This window comes from Leptolyngbya sp. FACHB-36, from assembly GCF_014695955.1.
GTDB lineage: Bacteria > Cyanobacteriota > Cyanobacteriia > Leptolyngbyales > Leptolyngbyaceae > FACHB-36.
Genome location: NZ_JACJPG010000133.1, coordinates 1 through 3,214 on the forward strand (window position 1 = coordinate 1; position 3,214 = coordinate 3,214).

1 protein-coding gene is annotated in these 3,214 nt (G+C 54.1%); it reads right to left on the bottom strand.

Translation table 11 applies throughout. The annotated features are described in order from the left end of the window. Positions 1–367: 367 nt before the first annotated feature. On the bottom strand, positions 368–2,596 hold the full coding sequence (katG, locus tag H6F43_RS01890) for a catalase/peroxidase HPI (RefSeq protein ID WP_190340325.1): 2,229 nt from the start codon (positions 2,594–2,596) through the stop codon (positions 368–370). Between the last annotated feature and the right edge of the window lie 618 nt (positions 2,597–3,214).

Genomic DNA, 3,214 nt, shown 5'->3' on the forward strand with positions numbered 1-3,214 from the left:
ATCTTGAGGTCTAATGAGTTTTAAGACAGATTTCTAAATGTCAATACTTCTTCCTCAGAGTCTCATTGCCGAAAATGGCTTTCTTCGTGTTTCATGAGCAATCTTTGCTCTGGCTTCCTGACAGCCATCCTCGCGAGGACAACTCCTGGCATATTGGGCGAGTTTGCGTTGGAGTGTGACGGTCTCCTTGTAAATTTTCTCGGGCATTGGTTGGGGCTATAAGCAGCTTTGACGTAAAGGCCTAAAGCGAGGGCGGCGTTCCAAGACTAGTTGAAACGCCGCCCTCATTTTTGTCTCTAGCTACTGGAGTGCCGCAGGTTTGTGTAGCCTCGACCTCCGTTCACCCGATCGTCGGTTGAAGTTACACCTAGAAACCCCTCGCAGAACTTTTTGCTTGGACTGCGCGGAGGTCATAGCGATCGAGGTTCATCACCTTATCCCATGCCGCCACAAAGTCATTCACAAATTTTTGCTGCGAGTCCACAGCTCCGTAAACTTCCGCGAGGGCGCGGAGCTGAGAGTTTGAACCGAAGATGAGGTCAACACGGGTCGCGGTCCACTTCAGGTCGCCCGTCTTGCGATCGCTCCCCTCGAACTCATATTCGGCTTCAGAGGTCGCCTTCCATGTCGTGCCCAAGTCGAGCAGGTTCACGAAGAAGTCATTGGTCAACGTCTCTGGCCGATGGGTAAAGACGCCGTGTTTGGACCCTCCAAAGTTCGCCCCCAAAACGCGCAAGCCGCCTACGAGAGCCGTCATCTGAGGGGCTGTCAGGCTCAGCAATTGCGCCCGATCGACCAGCAGCTCTTCGAGCGATTCGCTATGTCTGCCGCTCGTGTAGTTGCGGAACCCGTCTGCAGCCGGTTCAAGGGGAGCAAAAGACTCGACATCCGTTTTCTCCTGCAATGCATCCGTGCGTCCCGGCTTGAAGGGAACCGTCGCGTCGTGACCCCCGTTCTTCGCCGCTTGCTCGATGCCTGCGCACCCGCCTAAAACGATCAAGTCAGCGATCGAAACCCGCTTTCCGCCAGACTGCGAGCTGTTGAACTCCTGCTGGACCCCCTCCAGAGTTTGCAGCACCGTTGCCAACTGCTCTGGCTGGTTGACTTCCCAATCCTTCTGCGGCGCGAGACGAATGCGCGCCCCGTTCGCTCCACCGCGCATGTCGGAGCAGCGGAACGTTGATGCCGATGCCCAAGCGGTTGAAACCAGTTGGGAGACAGACAGTCCCGAAGCCAGAATCTTGGCTTTGAGAGCGGCGATGTCCTGCTCATCAATCAATTCGTGATCGACTGCGGGGATGGGATCTTGCCACAGGAACTCTTCCTGGGGAACCTCTGCTCCGAGATAGCGCGATCGCGGTCCCATGTCGCGGTGCGTCAGCTTGAACCACGCCTTAGCGAATGCCTCAGCAAACTCATCCGGGTTGTCGCGGTAGCGCTGCGCAATCTGGTTGTAGATAGGGTCCATCTTCATGGCCATGTCTGCCGTGGTCATCATGGGGGCGTGCCGTCTCGACGGATCGTGCGCGTCGGGCACTGTACCCGCACCCTCGTCGCCTTTGGGCTTCCATTGCCACGCGCCAGCGGGGCTCTTCGTCAGTTCCCAGTCATATTTGAACAGGGTTTCGAGATAGCTGTTGTCCCACTGCGTCGGCGTGGGAGTCCATGCGCCTTCGATCCCGCTGGTGATCGCATCAACGCCGACCCCCGTGTTGAAGGCGTTCTTCCAGCCAAGACCCTGATCGATGACGGTGGCACCCCCAGGATCAGGACCGACGTGCGTCGCTTCACCCGCACCGTGACATTTGCCAAACGTGTGTCCACCGGCAGTGAGCGCGACCGTTTCTGCATCGTTCATCGCCATCCGACTGAAGGTTTCGCGAATATCGCGCCCTGATCCGATCGGATCAGGCTCGCCGTCTGGCCCTTCCGGGTTCACATAGATTAAACCCATCTGAACGGCGGCGAGAGGATTCAGGAGCACCCGATCGCCCTCATAACGCTCATTGCCGAGCCAGGCTTTCTCAGATCCCCAGTAAATGTCTTCCTCTGGCTGCCAGACGTCCACGCGCCCGCCAGCAAAGCCGATCGTCTTAAAGCCCATTGATTCCAAGGCGCAGTTGCCCGCGAAGATCATCAGGTCGGCCCAGGAGATTTTCTTGCCGTATTTTTGCTTGACGGGCCAAAGCAACATGCGTGCCTTGTCGAGGTTGGCGTTGTCGGGCCAACTGTTGAGGGGCTCAAACCGCTGGCTACCCGAACCCGCGCCGCCACGACCGTCGCCAATTCGATATGTGCCAGCACTGTGCCATGCCATCCGGATGAAGAGCGGTCCATAATGGCCGTAGTCGGCTGGCCACCAGTCTTGGGAGGTGGTCATCAGCTCATAGATATCTGCCCTCAGGGCAGCTAAGTCGAGGCTCTTAAACTCCTCAGCGTAGTTGAACTCCTGACCCATGGGATTGGCCTGGGGTGTGTGCTGGTGGAGGACGTTCAGATGCAAATAATGCGGCCACCAGTCTCGGTTCGATGGTCTATGGCGAGGCTGTTGTTTCTGACCTCCACCCGTAAACGGGCATCCGCTTCCGCTGCTCATAGTATTTTCCTATCGAGGTGTGTGGTGTGGATTTTGTGATGTACTGCAGGTATTGCAAACAAATAGCACACCTGTAATTACTGGGATAATCGAAGAGAAATATAATCGAAGAGAAATATAAACAACGTTGTGATTCGAAACAATTGGTCATACTAATAGCCCAAGAGCAAGCTTGTACAAGCCTACAGATCCATAAAATCCCAACTTTGGACTGTAACTTGGAATTTAACTTGGAGGAGCTACATAGGCATTAAAGGGTAGCTTGTTTTCCAGAATTTTTCAGTTACCAAAAGCGGGTAGCGATCGCTGTAAAAGATTCCAAAGTTAAACGTTGCCGCTTTTGACAACTTGCACAAAGACTTCCAAATCTTGTACGCGACTCAGCCTGATTATTGCAATTTCTGCACGACACTGCTGTCTGAAAAAACTATTGTCAACATTTTAGGCATGAATCTACACTGAGGCTATTCAGGCTCGTTTCGTAAATGTGTGTTCTCACAAAGCCACTCCATGAAATGACTGTTGAGGAATGGGAGTGGGTTCAGAATACGAATCTGCGAAGCGTTTTTCTTGCTATGAAATACGAGATTCCTCATTTGCTGAAGCGGGGTGGAAATA